Source organism: Centipeda periodontii DSM 2778, from assembly GCF_000213975.1.
GTDB lineage: Bacteria > Bacillota > Negativicutes > Selenomonadales > Selenomonadaceae > Centipeda > Centipeda periodontii.
In genome coordinates, this window is record NZ_GL892084.1 from 1 (window position 1) to 527 (window position 527).

Here is a 527-nt window from a genome sequence, read left to right on the forward strand (position 1 = left end):
CGGATCAGAAATAGAAGAATTACAGCGCAACACAGCAATAAAAATGCGCCGCCTGAACCACCAGGCTATATCTGCCACTCATTGTTGTGAGTGTGGCGATCCGATAGATGAACGAAGACGCCTGGTCGTTCAGGGTTGTCGGACTTGTGCAAGTTGCCAGGAGGATCTGGAACTTATCAGTAAACAGAGAGGTTCGAAGTGAGCGAAATTAACTCTCAGGCACTGCGTGAAGCGGCAGAGCAGGCAATGCATGACGACTGGGGATTTGACGCAGACCTTTTCCATGAATTGGTAACACCATCGATTGTGCTGGAACTGCTGGATGAACGGGAAAGAAACCAGCAATACATCAAACGCCGCGACCAGGAGAACGAGGATATTGCGCTAACAGTAGGGAAACTGCGTGTTGAGCTTGAAACAGCAAAATCAAAACTCAACGAGCAGCGTGAGTATTACGAAGGTGTTATCTCGGATGGGAGTAAGCGTATTGCTAAACTGGAAAGCAACGAAGTCCGTGAAGACGGAAA

2 protein-coding genes are annotated in these 527 nt (G+C 48.4%); both read left to right on the forward strand.

Features of this window, described 5'->3' with window-relative positions; translation table 11 throughout:
* Positions 1-43: 43 nt before the first annotated feature.
* Positions 44-202, forward strand: a complete 159-nt coding sequence (locus HMPREF9081_RS13540; protein ID WP_229041931.1) for a TraR/DksA family transcriptional regulator — start codon at positions 44-46, stop codon at positions 200-202.
* On the forward strand, positions 199-527 hold a 329-nt coding region (locus HMPREF9081_RS12680), incomplete at its 3' end, for an ead/Ea22-like family protein (protein ID WP_006307827.1). The genes HMPREF9081_RS13540 and HMPREF9081_RS12680, both read left to right, overlap by 4 nt.